The following is a 14567-nucleotide window of genomic DNA, read 5'->3' as shown; positions in this document are numbered from 1 at the left end:
CCCGCGTCCTCGTCACGGCCTTTCGCGGAGGAGCCACCAGCATGCCCGCTGTCACCGACCCCACGCCCTTCACCGGCTGGCTCCAGAGCCATGCCACCCGGCTCAGCCACCTCGACCCCGCAGCGCCCCTGGATGACCTGGAACCGCTGCGCGAACTCTTCGACGGCGCCCGAGTGGTCGCTCTGGGGGAGCACTCTCACTTCATCGACGAGTTCGCCGCGATGCGCCGGCGCATCCTGAGATTCCTCGTCGAACGCTGCGGTTTCACCGTCCTGGCCTTCGAGTACGGCTTCAGCGAGGGCATCCCCCTCGACGCCTGGGCCCAGGGTCAGGGAGCCGACGGCGACCTCTCCGCGCTCCTGGCCTCGTCGGTGCCCATCGGACTCGCCGAACCCTTGCGCTTCATCCGCCGGCACAACCGCACCGCCGCAACACCCGTTCGCTTCGCAGGCATCGACATCCCGGCGGCCGGCGGGTCGCTGCTTCCCGCCCTGACCCCCGTCGCCGACTACCTCCGCCGGATCGACCCGGAAGCCCTGCCGGCGGTCCGGAGCGCGGTCGCGATCGCCGCATCCTTCGCCGGCGACTCCGCGGCCGTGGCCGCACCGGCGTGGGCGCGCTTGGCCACCACCGAGCAGGACACCCTCAGCGCACTCCTGACACGGCTGCACATCCGATTCCGGGCCCTCAAACCGCTGTACCTCTCCCGTGGAGACCAGCGGGGCTACGACAGCGCCCTGCGCTGCCTGGAAGCCGCCTGTCACGGCGACTACACCTTCCGCGCCATGGCTGCCCTCTTCGCCGGAGAGGGCCTCACCGCCGACACCTCGGCCCGTGACCTCTACATGGCCGAATCGCTGCTGTGGCACCTGAACCGAGCGGACCCCACGGCCCGCGTCGTACTGGTGGCCCACAACGCCCACATCCAGAAGACACCGATCTTCTTCGACGGCCACCTCACGGGGCTCCCCATGGGGCAGCACCTGCACAGCGCCCTCGGTGACTCCTACTTCGCCCTCGGCCTGACGAGCGTCATGGGGCACACTGCCGAGATGCGCCGCGACGAAGAGGCTGCCTTCGGATTCGGCATCCATGACACCCCGCTGAATCCGCCCGTGCCCGAAAGCATCGAAGCGGCCTTCGCCGACACCCGCATCGGACTCGCCGTGGCCGATCTCCGTCAGGCCCGGGCAGAGAAACTGAGCGGCCCCGAGCACATCCGTATGCAGAGCGTCTTCCAGCGCACCCCGGTCATCGACGCGTTCGATGGCATCCTCAGCACGCCCGCCTCCACCGTTACCGCCCTGGAGAAGCCATGACCAGCAGGTTCACCGAATTGGTCGTCGACTGCCACGATCCGGAGCGGCTCGCGGCCTTCTGGTGCGAAGTCCTGGGCTTCACGGTGCTCGACCGGAGTGAGGGCCAGGCCGAGATCGGCTCCTGGGAGCCGACCGTCGAGGCGGTGCGGGCAAGCCAGATGCCGCCCACCCTGGTCTTCATACAGGTGCCTGAGGCCAAGACCGTGAAGAACCGGCTCCACCTCGACATCAGCCCCGTCGACAACAGCACCGACGAAGAAGTCGCACGGCTGCTCAGCCTCGGTGCCACCAGGGTGGACATGGGCCACGACCCCGCCCGGAGCTGGGTGGTCATGGCCGACCCCGAAGGCAACGAGTTCGATGTCCTGCGCACCCTGGCACCGGACACCCACGTCCCGCCCACCGCATAGCCGGTGCAGGACGGACCGTCCGGAGTGCGGAGTCCGAGTGCGTAGTCCGAGCCCGAGCCCGAGTCCGAGCCCGAGTCCGAGTCCGAGTCCGAGCCCGGAGTCCGGAGTCCGGAGTCCGAGTCCGAGCCCGGGTCCGGGTCCGTCCAGGATTCCGCGTGTTCACATGGCACTTCGAGCTGCCCTCGCGCCCGCGGTAGCGGCGGGGAGCGTCGTAGCTGCGGCTTCGACGCTCCCCGCAGTCGGGTTGCCTCCATGCTCCGTGCGGAGGTCCTCGCGCCGGACGGTAGCTTCCCTACAGACCACCTCTGACACCACGAGGGTGCTCGACAGGCAGGGAAGGACTCATGTCGTCGTCCGCCGCGTGCTGCGCGCCGCTTCCTGACCGCGCCCCGGTCTCGTGGCGGACGCGGCGGCGACAGCCGTCATCAGTGGGTCGCTGACCGGGCGGTCGAGGATGTCGGAGAGGTCGGAACCGGTGCCACTCAGGAAGCCGTGCCGGATGCCGGTCGCGATCGAGACGAGCATGGGCGGCTGGAAGGGCAGCAATTCAGGCATCTCGTCGTGGAGCCTGCGTCGGTACTCGGCCAGGCCGATGGTCCGGTGCGGGACGACGAGCCGGTCGGCGACCTGAGCTGCGGTGATCGGCGTGCCGGTCAGGTCGTAGGTGCGCCCGCCGTGGCGTGCCGGACCGGCTGCGATGATCGCCGCAGCCTCGGCGAGGTCCACACGAGCGACCGCGGCCAGAGCGCCGTCGCCGAATGCGGACTCCATCCCATGGTCGGCCCACATCACCAGACCGCCGAAGAGTTCGGCATACAGGCCGTTGCGCAGGATCGTCCAGGGCAGACCGCAGGCCCGCAGGAGCCGTTCGGTCGCACGGTGCGCCAGGGCGAAAGCGAGATGGTCACCGGCGCCGGTCAGGCTCGCGTAGACCACATGCCGGACGCCGTCTCGCACGGCGGCGTCAAGGACGGCCGCGTGCCGCCTGATGACCTGGTCGTCCTCGGCATAGCCGGCAGAGATCAGTACCAGGGTCGACACACCGGCGAGATCGATGCCGGTGGGGTCGTCGAAATCGAGCCTCCGCATCCCCCCGCCCGGGGTACGGCTGCCGCCCGTCGCGGGCGCACCGAGGGTGTGCAGCGCCGCGAGCACGGCTGAGCCGAGCTGCCCGTTCGCTCCGGTCACCAGGATCATGTCAGTCACAGTCTTCCGTCGTGGTTCTCTTCAGTAACTACGCTTGATCCTGATCCGCTCAAGGACAGGCCACAAGGAGGCAGTTCGATGTCACCCACGCACACCGAGGTAACCACCGCACCCGCCGACCTCGACCCCTGCGGGCACGAAGAACACCCGGACTGTGGGATCCGCGACGTCCTGGACCGCATCGGGGACAAGTGGTCGGTACTCGTGATCGTCGAACTCGCCGGCGGGCCACGTCGCTTCCGGGAACTGCAACGCGCCATCCACGGCATCTCCCAGCGCATGCTCACCCTCACCGTGCGCAGGCTGGAACGCGACGGACTCGTCCTGCGCACCGTGTACCCAACCGTCCCGGCCCAGGTCGACTACCGCCTGACCGCGACGGGGGACAGCCTGACCCACCTGGTCAAAGCACTCGCCGACTGGTCCCTCGCCCATCGCGCCGTCATCGCCGAGGCTCGGCACCAGTACGACGGGGCCCACCCCGACCACGACATCCGGTAACGGGAACGGCGTTGGCGCACGTAGAGCCGTGTCGTGGGTGATGTGCTGCAAGCCCGGGGACGACCCGAGGGAGCTCCGGGCGCCAGGGGTCGGCGGAGGAGGGCGATCGTGACCCGCTTCGACAAGCTCGCCGCTCGTTACCCGGGCCGACTCCACCTCGCCTCACTCATCCTCTGGCTCCGCGAGTCGGCAACGTAGTCCTCGAGGGCGCCGACGGCTGGTTGAATGCTCATCAGTGCCGCTGCGAAGCCGAGGAGTTCTGAGGGTGCAGGACATGATCGCTTACGACGGCGTCGCAGCTTTGCTTTTGCTGACAGTGGTGTGGCAGATGCGGCGCCGGCTGACGCTTCGTTTCCGGGGTGTCGAGGTCACCGCTCGGTGCTTCGATCGTGACTGGCGAGGGAAGGGCGGCCCGCAGTTCCTTCTGAGCTACACGACGCCAGACGGTGTCAAGCGGACACACAGCGCAGATGAAGCCCACGTCCCCGCCGGCACCCGAGAGGGGGACAGCGTTGCCGTCCTCTACGACCCGGTGGCTCCTGAGCGCGCGGAGACGGCGCTCGTTTCCCGCACACCATTCTGGAAGCACTACGACATGGCGGGCCTGCTCGGAGTTGCCCTCGCCATCGTGCTGATGGTGCACGTCCTGTAGGACGTGCACCACGCATCGGAAGATGCCCAAACTCGCCCGCAGAACGAGCGCCCAGCGCACATCCGATACAGCAAGCTCTCTCAGTCGCGCAGTACTTGTCAGACAGGGCTTATGGCTTGTCGGTCGGTCGGATCGCTCCCGCTCTGTGGAGTTCATCGGCACGGAGGCGAATCGAAGCTGCTTCAGGGTGAGATCGCGCGGGCGTCAAAAGGTGTCGCGATGCCCTTTGCCACCCTGGTAGACATCGGGGATGTCTACCACTGCAACCCTTGATCCCACGGACCGTCTCCTCGCTGAGCGAGCTTGCGAGCGCCTGATCGTCAAGTTTGTCCACACGCTCGACCTCGGCGACCCGGGTGAGGTGGCCGAGCTGTTCGCGGAGGACGGAGTCTGGGAATGGGCTGAAGGCGACCGCCGGGTCCAGGGCCGTGACGCACTGCGGTCCTATTTCGCTGGTCGTCCCGCAGACCGCCTCTCACGTCGGATATGCACGAATATCCTGGTGACCCTCACATCCGAGGCAACAGCAACGGCGACCACTTACTTCACGACCTATCGTGTCGACGGATACACCAACGGCTACGTGCCCCCACGGCCTCCTACCCAAGTGGGCCACTACGAGGACGTCTTCCTCAAGGTCAACGGCCTGTGGCTTCTCAGTTCTCGTTCCTTGTTCCTCGCCTTCGCTGGACCGACCGAGAGCCTCAAGCCGGCTGACAAGCCGTAAGTCACGCTCCCACACAGCCAACAGGCTAGAAATGGGCAAGAGTGTGGTGGGCGCTGCCGCGCCATACCAGCTTCAGCGTCCGACCCCGCGATGACGGTCCGATCCGTACTCAGCAGCGCTACTCAGCAGCAGGCCCGCTGATCCGATCGGATCAGCGGGCGGGACCGACCGATGGCGTGATCGCCCGGTTCGCGATCCGGGCCCCCTTCTTGCGGGCTCCGGCCGCGTGCTGATGGTGCGCACGATCGCGGCGTCCAGCGTGACGACCCAGTTGAGGTCCTCGTCGGCGTCCGCCTGGACCATCAACGTGGTGAACAGCCGTTCCCAGCTCCCGTCGCCGGGCCACATGCGCAGCCGGTTGTAGACGCCACGCCGGTTGTCGTACTTCTTTGGCAGGTGGCCCCATTGCGTGCCGGTTCGGACGTGAAGGCGACCGCATCGATCACCTCACGGTGGTTCCGCCAGCGGCCACCTCGCTTCGGAGTGCGGTGGTCCGGCAGTAATGGCTCAAGCCGCGCCCATTGCGCGTCACTCAACGGCCCGTCCAGACCAATGACTAACTGATCCAAAACGATATGCCCGGCCGCTGTCACCGGAAGCGAGCCTTGCTCCGTCAGTCGGCTTGCCGAGCACCGCGCCGCCTCCCTGGAAGCAGTGCGCCGCATCACCGACCCTCCCACCGCCGTCCCCATGGCCAGCCGGTAGGTCGCTGCGATGCTCGAAAGCGAGGCCATCATCAAGCGCTTCGAACGGGACGGCCGTCCCGTCTGGCTGGTGGCGGAGACCTCCTCGTCCGGGCCGGCGGGGGTTTCCGCACACCCTCCGGCTCGCTCCCGCCGCCCCAGCGCACAGCTTCACCGACCGCAGTCTGTCAAGGGCGAGCGTCGTGGGTGGTGTATTGGTCTTCCAGCGCTGGAGGCCCTGCCGGCTGATCGATCTTCTTCACGAAGTGGATAGCGAACCCCCCTCACCTCCAGTGCGCCAGCGGAGTGGTCCGTCTCGTCGGTGATCACGCAGCACGTCTTGCCGATCACTCCCGCCACCCTCAGGTGCCAGAGCCCTGCGGTATCGCCGGACTGTCCGTTACAGGCCGCGGGGGCACGCGCTTTCCCAAGTCACCGCTCTCGTCCAGTCCGTCCTTGCCCTGCAGCTGGCCTGCTCAACCGGCCTGCTCAGCCGGATGATGGGAAGGGCTCAGTGTGTCGAGGTGGCCCAGAGCGACGCCTGCCCCACCGTTCCCGTCCGCGACAGCAAGAACCCTGGCGGCCCGGTCGTGACCGTTGGCGCGGACGCCTGGACAGCCTTTGTGCACAGCCTTCGCCAGCTCCCCCTGGGTAGAGGTGCGGCGAACCTGATCACGGGGCGTCAAAAATGGTCACGGCCAGCGCCTTGTCCCACCGAGCGGCGGCCAGGTCGTCGTGACGGATCATGAATTTCGTGTAGTACTCCTCGTAGACCCGTCCTTCATTGGCGAGCGGTATCCATTCGCTCGCCAGTTGGAGCGCGTCCTCGTCCAGATAGGAAAGCCATTCTCCCTTCCCGAGGGTCTTCGCCATGATGCTGCCGACCGTCGCCTCGTCATCGGCGTACCCGCCGATGACGCGGTAGGCGCCGGAGGACCAGAGGCCGTAGGCCAGAGACCGGAGTTGGTCCAGGTGCGGCAGCTCACGCTCCATGTACCGGGCCAACTGCTGCTGGAAGGGTGACATGTCGTCCCACTCGAGATCCTCCCAGAACTCGTGCCAGTCCTCGTCGCCCTCCTCGAGCCACAGGGGTAGATCGGCTCTGAGATCGGCGCAGACGTCGATCCGCTCGCCGGCACACGCGGAGTCGGGGGGTTCGGCCACCGCGGTTTCGGTGCCGTCCGGTACATACACGACTCGCGCGTACTGCCCCGGATCGGCCCGCGATGCGCCGAAGTCCATCTCTTGGTGAACGAAGAAGAGCAGCGTCCCGTCCGCCGGCAGGTCGAAGCCGTCGACCCTCGGCAGCGCCCCACAATCGACGGAAAGGAGCAACGGCAAGGGAATGTCCCCGGCGGACGGCCACTTCATGCCCACCGGCAGTCGGGGCAACCCACCGATGTGCCCGACCGGAGAACCATCGCCGCCCCCGGACAATCCGATCGCCAGACGAAGGTGCTGGCTGAACCTGCTGATCTCGTCGTCCGGGATGCCCAACTCAAGCGCTGCCCGACGAAACTGTCCCTGATGATCCATGCCCGAGAAGATAAGCCCCTTCTCACACTTCCGTTCCGTCGGGAGTCGGCGGGCATGGGTTGTACGTGGTGGATGGGAGTGGTCGGTCACCTCGGATCATCCCAGCGGATCCGCCTCCAGGAATCCGCGCAGCTCGAAGGCGACGTCGCATGTCCTCTCCAGGAGCGTGATCGGTCCTGCCTTCGAAGAGCCACTCGTCGCCGGGGATTGGATGGTGCAGTCCCATGTCCGCTGGACATGGGATCCCACACGCTTGGCTGAGACCGTCAGATCTCGTTCCAAGGAACACCGCTGGAGCGGCTGGCGTCTGTCCTGTCCCATGGGAACTGCCAGATCTTCGCTCTGTGTCACCTGCCACGGCGGATCCTCAGCGGATCGAGCTCCGAGCGACGACCGCCTCGAATATTTCACTGGTGACGGCGAAGTCCGGGGAGAAGGCTGTCACCGTGACACTTCATGAGAACGAGGTCGATGTGGACGAGGCCATCGTCCGAGCGCTGCTGCGGGAGCAGCGCCCGGAATGGGCCGGCCTCCCCATCTCGCCGGCCGGTGCGGGCACGGACAACACGATGTATCGGCTCGGCAACCAGTTGCTCGTACGGTTGCCGCGCACACCGGACAACGCGAAGGCGGTACAGAAGGAACAGACGTGGCTGCCGCGGCTGGCTCCGCATCTTCCCTGTCGCATCCCGGAGCCGGTGCACGCCGGTACGCCGGGTTCGGCCTTTCCGCTTGTCTGGTCGGTCTACCGCTGGATCGACGGCGAGGAAGCCGGCCCAGGATCGGTCACCGACTGGCCCGCCTTCGGGGCGGACCTGGCAGCGATCGTGCGGAGGCTGCACTCCCTCCCCCTCATGGGAGCCGCTCGTCAAGGCGAGCTCAGCTGGTACCGCGGAGGTGCCTTGCCGGACTGTGACCGGTGGATCAGTGGGTGCTTCGACGTCTGTCGAACGATCCCAGGTCTCGATCTCGACATCGCGCGCTTGCGACACCTGTGGCAGAGCGCGCTCGCCCTGCCCGAGCCATCCGGCCGAGAGGTCTGGCTGCACGGCGACCTCAAAGCCACCAACCTCGGGGTCCAGCAGGGAAAGCTGCATGCGGTCATCGACTTCGGATGCCTCTCGGTCGGCTTTCCCGATGCCGAGCACTCGCCTCTGTGGGACCTTCCGCCCACGGCTCGGCAGGCGTACTGGAACGCCATGAGCCTCGACGACGTGACGTGGTTGCGTGCCCGGGCGTGGGCCATCGCCGTCGGAGTCAGCGGGGTGTCGTACTACTGGGGCACCTATCCCGCCTTCGTCAGTGAATGCTTGTCGCGCCTCCGCGCGATCCTGGAGACTGCCGACGAAGGGTGAATCAGTCCCGGACGGGACGCCCCACGCACGTCGGTCCCGCAAGGATCAACTTGTTCGGGATGGGCCTGCTCGAACGGTTCGGAGAGACCTTCCAGTTGTCATTTCGGAAAGGACAGGACGGCGTCGACGGCTCGTGCGAGCTGGTCGGCGTAGGGGTCGGACGTGGGTTCATCTGCTGGTGGGCCACCGTGCTTCGAGATAGTGCAGCCCAGATGTCAGCGGCAGCTGACCTTCACTTCGATGGTTGCCGGCGTCGGCGAGCTGTGTCTACGCCGCCACCCCGACCACCGGGCGGAGTGGCGGCCATGACCGCCGATCTCCTCGACCTTGGAGCCGGGCGAGCGGCCGGCCGTGGCGCTAGGCCCTGTCTGATAAATGATCAAGCTGTGGGCGAGGGAAGTCGTCAGCTGCGTGGCCACAAGGGCAGCCGCAGCCGGTCAGGCCCTTCAAACGGACGACATCGGCACGTGAAAGGCTGAGCCGCATGACCAGTGAAGCCGCTGAACCACGTCGAGACCTGTTCCTCCGAGACGGCCTGGAGGCGGCAGACGTGGTACGTGTTCACCGCGAGGCGCTTCGTGTCCTGCGAGACAGCATCGAGACGGCTCACGTCGATGCCTACAGCGATATCGCATGGCCACCGGAAGTGGCGCCCGCGTACGAGCAGGTGTTGTCGATGGCCGCCAACGAGGTGGCCGAGGGCGTCCGGCCTGCGAAAGCTGATCCTGGCATGGGGATTGACGTCGATGTCCGCGACGACACGCAGTTCGACGTGTTTCTGGCCTTGGCTCCCTACACGATTCATGCCGAGGCGTGGCGACAGGGTCGAGAGATCTTCAGCGCCAGCGACACAGGCACAGTCCTGTGGATCGCTGTCACATCAGAGCAAGAGGTTCGGCTCATGTCACGGCTCGATGCGCTGGGTGTCCCGCAAACGGCGTTCACGACTCAGCCTCGCAGGCGGCGAAGTCTGTTCGCCCGGTGGTCACGGCACCAGATCGCGTAGCCACAAGATGAGCGAACTCAGCTGCAGTCCCGCCTGGTAGCGGGTGGCGAGCTTGTCGAACCGTGTGGCGACGGCCCGGAACTGTTTGAGCCGGTTGAAGCAGCGTTCAACGACGTTTCGGTGCTTGTATGCCTCCCGGTCGAAGGCGGGGCGGCGGCCGCCGGCGTTGCCCTTTCGGCGCCGGTTGCCGACCTGGTCGGAGCGTTCGGGGATAGTGGCTTTGATGCCACGATGCCTGAGCGCGGCCCGGATAGCCCGGGAGGAGTACGCCTTGTCGGCCAGCACCCGGTCAGGTCGGCGTCGTGGCCTGCCCATCCCGGACCGGGGAACGTAAATGGCGTCCAGGACTGCGTCGAACATCGTGGAGTCGTTGACGTTGCCCGGTGTCAGGACGATGGACAGCGGCAGGCCTCGTCCGTCGACGGCCAGGTGGACCTTGGTGGTCAGCCCTCCCCGGGATCGGCCGAGAGCCTGCCGCGCCGCCGAGCGTTGCGGATCCTCCAATTTGTCCCCGCAGGGCTCCCCCTTTTGCAGGCGCCGGCGGCATGCTGGTGGGCACGATTGATGGTGGAGTCCACCGACACGGTCCACTCGATGCGGCCCACCGCGTCATCGCGGACCTGCGCGAGCTCGAGCAACCTTGCCCATGTGCCATCGGTTTCCCAGCGGGCGAAGCGTTCGTAGGCGGTCTGCCACGGGCCGTACGGCTCGGGCAGATCTCGCCACGGAGCACCGGTCCGCAGCCGCCACAGCACCCCATCGATCACCTGCCGGTGATCCCGCCAGGGCCTACCCCGCCCATCCATCGCAGGAAGCAGCGGTCGTATTTGCTCCCACGCCGCATCCGTCAGTTCACCTCGACCAGCCACAAGATCAATTATCAGACACGGCCTAGCGGGCGCTAGACGCAGCCGTTGGAAGGGCTGGTCCCGCGCTCAAGGCCCCAGGCAGCAACCAGATCGTCCCCGCCCTCCCGGCGAGCTTCCCTGTCACCGATCTTGTCCAGAACCGGCCCCGGCTTCATCCGCCACCAACGACCTGACGCATCCCGGAACTGAAGCACGACCAAGGCGTCATTCCTCACCTGCGACTGGTGGGCACCGAAGGGGAACCAATCGAGCGTGCATGAATGCACCTCACCGAACCGAACCTGCTGGACGCTCGCGCCGCCCACCTCAAGCCGAACGGTCACATCCTCGATGCGGATCGACTGCTGGTTCTCCACCATCACCCCGGTGGGCGCGGCCGCCGGACCAGTCCAGTACATATTGACCTTCATCGCCTCCCGGGCCTGATCGTTGGACCGCTGCGTCTGATCTCGGTACAGAGTGAAGAGGGAAAGACCGACCGCGAACAACACCCCCAACGTGTTGACCCACTCGTGCACAGCGCCCGAACTGCCGCCCCTGCCAGACGTGTTCATGTCCAGATATGTAGCACGGGAGCGGCAGTGATCGTTCCTCGATGACCGTCTGCCGCGCTGCGAGATCGCCACGCGGGTGGAGCCCGGCGGGAGCAGGGGCGGAGCGCCACCCCCGACCTGCCGCACAGCCTGGACTGACTGTGTGTCTTCGACCCCATGATTTCCGTGGGCCGGGTGGGCGGCCGGCTGCCCGGCCCACGGACGGAACGGGCTGGCGAGCTGCTGGTCGCCGACCCGCCGGTCCGCCGACGGCGGCAGAAGCCACCACACGTACCTGGAGCATGCCAGTGACAGTGCGCTCGCCCGGACCAGCGCGTTCAGCGGCCCCGACGCAGTAGCCCTGGCCGACGTGTACGTAGTCCGCGGCCAGGAGGAGGCACTGGCGCGACACCTGGAGGAGCAGAGGCGGCGGAGCCGGGCCGGCCCGTCCAGGTCGTTCTCGGTGAGCCGGGCCCCGGCAAGACCAGCAGGCTGGGGGACCTGGCATGGATGCTGGGGGGGGCAGAGCCGGGCGGGCACCCGTCGGCAAGTGCACCGGTCCCGCCGCGACCGAGCGCCGCCGGGGGGTCGTCTTTCTCTGGGCCGGACCGGTGCTCATGCTGCCCGACCTGCAGCTCTGCGGCGTAATTCCGGACGAGCCCCGTGACGTGGTGCGCCCGATGTCGTTCATAGGGAATGATCAACAAGAGGCGTGCCATCGCCGCTGTCGCTCTCGCCGGCTCATTCAGCCTGTCCATGGCCGGCACTTCCGTCGCTGCTCCGACGGACACGCAGAAGGTCTGCACCGAGCAGCAATTTGACGGCACCAACGCAAAGAAGACGTGGGGGCAGCTGTGCCTCAACGAGGATGCACACGACATGTGGATCACGCTGGAGGCCCAGTGCAAGCCGGGCCTCCTCGACAGCTGGCGCGGCTGCACCAGGCAGTCCGCGTACTACACCCTCAAGAAGGACGGGAACCTGATCGGGTACTTCAGCCTCAGCGACCGCCTTCAGTACCCGGGCCCCGGAAACTACGAGGTCACCGCGAACGTGACCCTCGACGGTTCCTGGTCCGACGGCGGAGCCGAGTACGGAGTCAGCACCAACGGCACGATGGACGTGAACGCCTCCTTCGAGACCCCGGTCGATACGGAGCGGCTGCGGGCCAACATCAGTGACCCCACTGCCACGGCGGGGAAGACTGAGTACGACCCGCCGATGGCCAGCTACACGCTGACCGTCACCAACGGCTACAAGGAGACCAAGAACGCGGGACTCAGGGTCTTCGGGGCCTCCTACATCCACTCGAACTTCAAGTTCACACCGGCGTCGGCATGCCTCTTTGCCGACGAGGACGCGATCTGCAATCTGGGGTCACTCGCCCCCGGCGAGTCGAAGAGCATCTCCGTCACCGTGCCGCTGATCGCCTGCCCGCCATTCCAATGGGAGGCATCCCTCACCGACGGCGGCTTCCGGAAGGACGCCGACGCACCCACGCCGCAGTGCCCCACGGGCTGAGTCCTGCCCGTAGTGGCGTCTGTCTGGGCGAGTTCAAGGGCCTCGACGGGTTGTCCTGCGCCACCATGAAGTGCTGAGAACCTCCGACGTCGGCACCCACCCCTGGACAATCCGGGGGAGGGCGCCGTCGGCGCGGGGTCAGGGCCGGCCCGGTCACGTCCGAGGCCGGCCAACGCGTGTGCGGGGGTGCTGCGGGGGCTTGGTGCGTTCCGGGTTCGTCGAGAGGCGGGGCGCATGGTTCGAAGCGGGGCGGTCGTGGTGTGTGTGCTGATGGCCCCGGCCCGGCTTGTGCCGAACATGACTGTACGAACCCCTCGGACGCCCGCCGGGGCCGCTCACCTTCTCCATGACCGGCCAGGCCCCCGAGGTAGCCCGCCGTACCGTGAGCCGACTACCGGCTACCGGCCGCCGCGGGTCCCGTGCTCGACGCCTCGACCGTGTCCACCACAAGCCAGTGCTCCGAGGGGGAGTGGACCTCGTCACCGGCATAGCCGAGTATGTACTGGACGTTCCCGACCAGGTCCGGCAGAACATCCTCCAGGACGAACGTTCCGTCCTCGGCGACCGGGAGGGGCGGCAGGTCGGTGACCTCCAGGCCGTTGAGCCGCTGCACGGTGATCCGCGGCGCCTCGGTAGGTGCCAGTCCGTCCAGGTCCAGTCGTCCGGTCACTCTGAACGGCCCCCCGGCGACGGCGGGGCCGTGCGTCACGTCCACGAACCGCGACGGGGCCAGGGCTTCCCGGGTCTGAATCGTGTGCAGCCAGAACTTCGTGCCCTCCGGGTTGGAGGTCACGACGAAGAGCTGTTGTCCGTCCCCGGAGAACTCCATGCCCCGCGGGACGACGCGGTGGCCCGCGGCCTCGTCCTCGAAGCTGATACGCAGCGGCTGCCGTTCGACCGACGGGTCGGCGAACGCCAGGGTCAGGTCGGCTGTATCGCCCGACGCCGCGCCGCCCTGGGCGAACCACTTGCCGTCGGGACTGAAGGCGACGGCCGTGGGCGCCACGCCCTCCGGCAGCGGCGCGTAGTGGTTCTCGAGGAAGCGGGCGTCCTGGCCGCTGAGCAGTACGGTTCCCCGGACCCCGTCGGCCACCGCGAGGACGGAGCCGTCCGCTGAGAAGTCGGCGTCCCGGAAGTCCATGCCCCGGCCCGTGCCGTCCTCGGTGAACCGGCGCTCACCCAGGAACTCCAGCAGGTTCCCGTCCGCCCCGTCGGTCACCCGGTAGATCCCCAGGTCAGGATCGTCGGTCGGGGACCAGCGCTCTGGAGCGGTCACCAGCAGACCTCCAGGCCCTCCCTCGAGATGGACCCGGGAGCTCGAGTACATGACCTGCCCGGCCTTGCCGCCGTCGGGCGTCGCGGCGACGCCGACACTGCCCGGCGCGCCGGCGCAGCCCTCCGGCGACGCGGCCGGCCGGCTGGTGAAGAACAGTCGCCCGCCGGTGTGCACCAGCTCCCGCCCACAGCCGTCGGCCGGGGCCGGAATCGGGTCGAGGGGGTCCAAAAACCCGGTGTGGTGGGAGTAGTTGGCGATGTGGTCCGACTGCCCGGCATAGACCTTCGAGCCGTCCGGCTCCACCGCTACGCCGGACAGGGGGGCGGTCATATGGGCGCTCGCGACGGCGGGCCCGACACCCCCGTAGAGCACGCCGACCAGTTCGCCGTCCCGCGATCCGTCGGGATAGACCCGGTCCCCGGCGATCCACACGCGCCGGCTGACCTCGTCCACCGTCATCTGCGTGAACGACGCGGCCGACAGCTCCATGCCCGGACCCGACGGCACCGCGGCCACCGCCGCGACCCCTGGGGCTGCGGACGCGGTACCGGTGGCCGTCGTCAGCGCCGATCCGGCCAGCGCGCCCGCCAGCAGCACCGTCGTCAGTCTGCCGCCTCTTCCTAACGTGTTCCTCAACGCTGATCCCACCCCTGATATCGGCGCGCCACCGCGAATCGGGCGGCGCTCGTGTAGATACGAAAGCGTCATCAACAGGTTGAGACAAGCCGTTTGCTGTCACCGCCGTGTCGCAGTGGCGTCCGAGGAACACATCGCTTCGATCAACGCTGGTACTACTCGAGGGACCCCTCACCGGATGTCCAGCGGATCACCTCGGCCTCCTCGCTGACCATGCGCCCGTGGGCTTCCTGGGCCGAATGGGCCAAGTAGGCCAGTCCCTCGGAACTCCTCTTGCTGTCGGTGTACAGGTCTGTGTGCTCAGTCGGGTACGGCCGTACGTACACATGAAGCCGTG

Annotated in this window: 14 protein-coding genes and 1 pseudogene; 10 read left to right on the top strand and 5 right to left on the bottom strand. The window is 67.4% G+C overall.

All coding sequences use genetic code 11. The features are described 5' to 3' along the window. Window positions 1–41: 41 nt before the first annotated feature. On the top strand, window positions 42–1319 hold the full coding sequence (locus ABZ454_RS03090; protein WP_359535825.1) for an erythromycin esterase family protein: 1278 nt from the start codon (window positions 42–44) through the stop codon (window positions 1317–1319). Further along, the gene (locus ABZ454_RS03085) at window positions 1316–1729 is read left to right on the top strand and encodes a VOC family protein (RefSeq protein WP_356314623.1); all 414 of its coding nucleotides are present in this window, start codon (window positions 1316–1318) and stop codon (window positions 1727–1729) included. The genes ABZ454_RS03090 and ABZ454_RS03085 overlap by 4 nt, the downstream gene beginning before the upstream one ends. A 342-nt stretch (window positions 1730–2071) precedes the next feature. On the opposite strand, the gene ABZ454_RS03080 is transcribed toward ABZ454_RS03085, so the two are convergent. Beyond that, window positions 2072–2926, bottom strand: coding sequence for an NmrA family NAD(P)-binding protein (locus tag ABZ454_RS03080; protein WP_359536167.1), 855 nt, complete (start codon window positions 2924–2926; stop codon window positions 2072–2074). A gap of 87 nt (window positions 2927–3013) precedes the next feature. Here ABZ454_RS03080 and ABZ454_RS03075 point away from each other — a divergent pair, with 87 nt between their 5' ends. The 5 genes and pseudogenes from ABZ454_RS03075 to ABZ454_RS03055 all read left to right on the top strand — a co-directional run bounded on the left by ABZ454_RS03075 (window position 3014) and on the right by ABZ454_RS03055 (window position 6247). Continuing rightward, window positions 3014–3436: a helix-turn-helix domain-containing protein gene (locus ABZ454_RS03075; protein ID WP_356314619.1), complete on the top strand. Its 423-nt coding sequence runs from the start codon at window positions 3014–3016 to the stop codon at window positions 3434–3436. An 84-nt stretch (window positions 3437–3520) separates the two neighbouring features. Beyond that, window positions 3521–3634, top strand: a pseudogene (locus ABZ454_RS03070) (IS5/IS1182 family transposase); the annotation flags it as partial. Window positions 3635–3710: 76 nt separating this feature from the next. Next, entirely contained in the window at window positions 3711–4088 is a 378-nt protein-coding gene (locus ABZ454_RS03065; protein WP_359536166.1) for a DUF3592 domain-containing protein, read from the top strand. 250 nt (window positions 4089–4338) lie between these two features. Next, window positions 4339–4815 carry a nuclear transport factor 2 family protein gene (locus ABZ454_RS03060; protein WP_359535824.1) on the top strand — a complete coding sequence of 159 codons (477 nt, stop codon included), beginning with the start codon at window positions 4339–4341 and terminating at the stop codon, window positions 4813–4815. Window positions 4816–5995: 1180 nt separating this feature from the next. Further along, window positions 5996–6247 (top strand): DUF397 domain-containing protein, encoded by a 252-nt coding sequence (locus tag ABZ454_RS03055; RefSeq protein ID WP_359535823.1) that lies wholly within the window; start codon window positions 5996–5998, stop codon window positions 6245–6247. Here the strand turns inward: ABZ454_RS03055 and ABZ454_RS03050 are convergent. Further along, on the bottom strand, window positions 6171–7034 hold the full coding sequence (locus tag ABZ454_RS03050) for a DUF1963 domain-containing protein (protein ID WP_359535822.1): 864 nt from the start codon (window positions 7032–7034) through the stop codon (window positions 6171–6173). The two genes, ABZ454_RS03055 and ABZ454_RS03050, sit on opposite strands and share 77 nt — an antisense overlap. A gap of 446 nt (window positions 7035–7480) precedes the next feature. On the opposite strand from ABZ454_RS03050, the gene ABZ454_RS03045 reads away from it, so the two are divergent. Together ABZ454_RS03045 and ABZ454_RS03040 are read left to right on the top strand one after the other, a co-directional pair. After that, window positions 7481–8389 carry an aminoglycoside phosphotransferase family protein gene (locus ABZ454_RS03045; RefSeq protein ID WP_359536165.1) on the top strand — a complete coding sequence of 303 codons (909 nt, stop codon included), beginning with the start codon at window positions 7481–7483 and terminating at the stop codon, window positions 8387–8389. Between the two features lie 484 nt (window positions 8390–8873). Further along, the gene (locus tag ABZ454_RS03040; RefSeq protein WP_359535821.1) at window positions 8874–9395 is read left to right on the top strand and encodes a hypothetical protein; all 522 of its coding nucleotides are present in this window, start codon (window positions 8874–8876) and stop codon (window positions 9393–9395) included. On the opposite strand, the gene ABZ454_RS03035 is transcribed toward ABZ454_RS03040, so the two are convergent. Then, window positions 9375–10264 (bottom strand): IS5 family transposase gene (locus ABZ454_RS03035; RefSeq protein WP_359535820.1). Its coding sequence is split into 2 segments (ribosomal slippage): window positions 9375–9913 and window positions 9913–10264, totalling 891 coding nucleotides; the frame shifts between segments, so codons are not numbered across the junction. The two genes, ABZ454_RS03040 and ABZ454_RS03035, sit on opposite strands and share 21 nt — an antisense overlap. 32 nt (window positions 10265–10296) lie before the next feature. Next, the gene (locus tag ABZ454_RS03030) at window positions 10297–10818 is read right to left on the bottom strand and encodes a hypothetical protein (protein WP_359535819.1); all 522 of its coding nucleotides are present in this window, start codon (window positions 10816–10818) and stop codon (window positions 10297–10299) included. 735 nt (window positions 10819–11553) lie between these two features. On the opposite strand from ABZ454_RS03030, the gene ABZ454_RS03025 reads away from it, so the two are divergent. After that, window positions 11554–12318 carry a hypothetical protein gene (locus ABZ454_RS03025; protein ID WP_359535818.1) on the top strand — a complete coding sequence of 255 codons (765 nt, stop codon included), beginning with the start codon at window positions 11554–11556 and terminating at the stop codon, window positions 12316–12318. A gap of 391 nt (window positions 12319–12709) precedes the next feature. On the opposite strand, the gene ABZ454_RS03020 is transcribed toward ABZ454_RS03025, so the two are convergent. After that, window positions 12710–14191, bottom strand: a complete 1482-nt coding sequence (locus ABZ454_RS03020; RefSeq protein ID WP_359535817.1) for a hypothetical protein — start codon at window positions 14189–14191, stop codon at window positions 12710–12712. Window positions 14192–14567 lie beyond the last annotated feature (376 nt).

This window comes from Streptomyces sp. NPDC005803 (assembly GCF_040630435.1).
Lineage (GTDB): Bacteria > Actinomycetota > Actinomycetes > Streptomycetales > Streptomycetaceae > Streptomyces.
The sequence above is the reverse complement of the archived record's forward strand: the minus strand, read 5'-3'. Positions and strand labels throughout refer to the sequence as shown.

Bases quoted from the DNA above. Each gene is read 5' to 3' on its own strand.
- ABZ454_RS03085 (WP_356314623.1), top strand. From the start codon at position 1,316: ATGACCAGCAGGTTCACCGAATTGGTCGTCGACTGCCACGATCCGGAG.
- ABZ454_RS03080 (WP_359536167.1), bottom strand. From the start codon at position 2,926: ATGATCCTGGTGACCGGAGCGAACGGGCAGCTCGGCTCAGCCGTGCTC.
- ABZ454_RS03040 (WP_359535821.1), top strand. From the start codon at position 8,874: ATGACCAGTGAAGCCGCTGAACCACGTCGAGACCTGTTCCTCCGAGAC.
- ABZ454_RS03065 (WP_359536166.1), top strand. From the start codon at position 3,711: ATGATCGCTTACGACGGCGTCGCAGCTTTGCTTTTGCTGACAGTGGTG.
- ABZ454_RS03050 (WP_359535822.1), bottom strand. From the start codon at position 7,034: ATGGATCATCAGGGACAGTTTCGTCGGGCAGCGCTTGAGTTGGGCATC.
- ABZ454_RS03055 (WP_359535823.1), top strand. From the start codon at position 5,996: ATGATGGGAAGGGCTCAGTGTGTCGAGGTGGCCCAGAGCGACGCCTGC.
- ABZ454_RS03060 (WP_359535824.1), top strand. From the start codon at position 4,339: ATGTCTACCACTGCAACCCTTGATCCCACGGACCGTCTCCTCGCTGAG.
- ABZ454_RS03025 (WP_359535818.1), top strand. From the start codon at position 11,554: ATGGCCGGCACTTCCGTCGCTGCTCCGACGGACACGCAGAAGGTCTGC.
- ABZ454_RS03075 (WP_356314619.1), top strand. From the start codon at position 3,014: ATGTCACCCACGCACACCGAGGTAACCACCGCACCCGCCGACCTCGAC.
- ABZ454_RS03030 (WP_359535819.1), bottom strand. From the start codon at position 10,818: ATGAACACGTCTGGCAGGGGCGGCAGTTCGGGCGCTGTGCACGAGTGG.
- ABZ454_RS03090 (WP_359535825.1), top strand. From the start codon at position 42: ATGCCCGCTGTCACCGACCCCACGCCCTTCACCGGCTGGCTCCAGAGC.